2 protein-coding genes and 1 pseudogene are annotated in these 2,540 nt (G+C 65.5%); 2 read left to right on the forward strand and 1 reads right to left on the reverse strand.

Annotated features, from left to right (window positions below):
* Both AB4Z11_RS29170 and AB4Z11_RS29175 read left to right on the forward strand, forming a co-directional pair.
* A pseudogene (locus AB4Z11_RS29170) lies at window positions 1-1,127 on the forward strand (glycine dehydrogenase (aminomethyl-transferring)); the annotation flags it as partial.
* Window positions 1,128-1,210: 83 nt separating this feature from the next.
* Complete coding sequence (locus AB4Z11_RS29175) at window positions 1,211-1,531, forward strand: hypothetical protein (RefSeq protein WP_442029320.1); 321 nt, start codon at window positions 1,211-1,213, stop codon at window positions 1,529-1,531.
* Here the strand turns inward: AB4Z11_RS29175 and AB4Z11_RS29180 are convergent.
* The coding region (locus tag AB4Z11_RS29180; RefSeq protein WP_442029321.1) for a hypothetical protein at window positions 1,532-2,540 on the reverse strand (1,009 nt) is incomplete at its 5' end. It lies immediately after the preceding gene.

Raw genomic sequence — 2,540 nt, forward strand, 5'->3', positions numbered from 1 at the left:
ACCACGAGTCGCGTGGCGAAGGCCACCGCAACATCTGCCTGATTCCTTCGTCGGCACATGGCACCAACCCGGCTTCCGCCTCCATGGTGGGCATGCAGGTCGTGGTGACCGCCTGCGACGACAAGGGCAACGTGGACCTGGCCGACCTGAAGGCCAAGGCAGAACTGCACTCCAAGAACCTGTCCTGCGTGATGGTGACCTATCCGTCCACCCACGGCGTGTTCGAAGACGGCATCACCGAACTGTGCGACATCATCCACAAGCACGGCGGCCAGGTGTACGTTGACGGCGCCAATATGAACGCACTGGTTGGCGTGGCTGGCCCGGGCGCATTCGGCGGCGACGTGTCGCACCTGAACCTGCACAAGACCTTCTGCATTCCGCACGGCGGTGGCGGCCCGGGCGTTGGCCCGATCGGCGTCGGCGCGCACCTGGCGAAGTTCCTGCCGAACCAGCGCTCCAATGGTTATGTGCGCGGCGAAGACGGTATCGGTTCGATCTCGGCTGCGCCGTTCGGTTCCGCTTCGATCCTGCCGATCTCCTGGATGTACATCGCCATGATGGGCGGCGCCGGCCTGACCGCAGCGACCGAAACCGCGATCCTGAACGCGAACTACATCGCACGCCGCCTGGCGCCGCACTATCCTGTGCTGTACTCGGGCCACGACGGCCTGGTGGCACACGAGTGCATCCTGGACCTGCGTCCTCTGACCGATGCCACCGGCATCAGCAACGAAGACGTGGCCAAGCGCCTGATGGACTTCGGCTTCCACGCTCCGACCATGAGCTTCCCGGTGCCGGGCACGCTGATGATCGAGCCGACCGAATCCGAGTCGCTGGTGGAACTGGACCGCTTCATCGACGCCATGATCGCCATCCGCGAAGAAATCGCGAAAGTGGAATCGGGCGAATTCGACAAGGCCGACAATCCGCTGAAGTTCGCACCGCACACCGCTGAAGTGCTGGTCGCCGACAAGTGGGAACGCAAGTACAGCCGCGAAGTGGCGGCCTACCCTGTGGCGTCGCTGCGCAAGGCCAAATACTGGCCTCCGGTTGGCCGCGCCGACAACGTGTATGGCGACCGCAACCTTTTCTGCGCTTGCATCCCTGTTAGCGATTACGAGTAAGCTTGCAACGGCGGATCAATGATCCGCCCTACGCCGCGTCCCGTAGGGCGGGTCATTCGACCCGCCGCACAAGGAGATATCGCATGAAGCGTTCGGTAACCGCAGCACTGCTTTCCGGCCTGGTTCTGCCGGGTCTTGGCCAGATGATCGTCTTCAAGCGCTGGCTGCGCGGCCTGCTGTTCATGGTGCCGACCGGCATCGCGCTGGTGTGGCTGCTGAAGGCGACGGTGATCGGCGCGGTCGATCTGGTTGACCAGGCGGCTGCCGGACGTGGCCCCACCGATCCAGTGGCGATGGCCGAACAGATCTCCACCTCGGTCGGTTCCGGCGGCAGTTTCGCTTCGCTGGTATTGCTGGTGTGCTGGGTCGCCAGCATCGCCGACGCCCTGCTCACCAAAGAATGATCAAGCAGCGACCTGCGGCCGCGCCAGCACCATCAGGTCTTCCGCTTCTTCTTCCCACACAGCGGATTGCGTAATCTCTTCCGCTCCTACTTGCGCACCTTGCGCATTCAGGCGCAGCCAGGCCAGCGCGCCGCCCGGCGTAATGCCGATGGCGTGCACGCCGCCGTGATTTGCCGCCGCCAGCAACGCTGCCGTCACCAGCGTGCCAGCCACCGCCATGGGTCGCCCCCAGGCTTCGCCAGCCGCGCGCGTCACCAGCCAAAGCTCTCCACCCGCATCGTTGTAAGCCAGGTATTCAGCCGAAACGCCGGATTCGCACCACACCAGGCGCGCGCCACTGACGTTCACCACCGGCTGCGGCACCGATTGCCCGCCGCGGTACACGCTGATGCCCTCACCTGCCACAAACACATCCGGCACATTCGGCACGGCGCTCGCGGCGAGATAGACACTGTTGGCGCGGCGCGGTAGCCCGGTGTATTCGATGTCCGGCGCGTGCGCGGCTGGTGCGGGGAAAGCCTCGAAGCGCAGTGCGCGGCCTTGCGCACCGTCCTGCAGCATCCAGGCGCCGGGTACGCGATAGCTGCCGACTGCATAGCTGCATCCGGAGTCGAGCTGCAGCGGCGCCAGCGCGTCGTTAGCGGCGGCATTGAAATACCAGCAGCCCTCGCCGCTCACCAGCACCAGCGGCGCGGCGCCCGATTGCAGCAGGCCGAAAGAAATGCGCGACACGATGCGGCCCGCCGGGCCGGCGCCGCGTCCAGCCATGCTGCGAAACAGCTCCACCCAGCCCGCTTCATCCAGCGCATTCGAAATGCCGACTGCGACATGCAGCGAGGCCGCTTCATCGTCAGGGCGCGGCGCAACGGCCAGCGCAACGGCGATGCTGCCGTCGGGCGCCTGGCGCACATCGGCGCACTGCACTTTGCGGAAGCCCTTCAGCGGCAGCATCGCGCTCAGATCCGTCTGCGACCAGCGGCCGAACGGCGTGCGGCGATACAGATACAGG

This window comes from Pseudoduganella sp. RAF53_2 (assembly GCF_052113985.1).
Lineage (GTDB): Bacteria > Pseudomonadota > Gammaproteobacteria > Burkholderiales > Burkholderiaceae_D > Rugamonas.

Excerpts from the sequence above, each read along its gene's own strand:
- AB4Z11_RS29175 (WP_442029320.1), top strand. The coding sequence starts at position 1,211 with ATGAAGCGTTCGGTAACCGCAGCACTGCTTTCCGGCCTGGTTCTGCCG.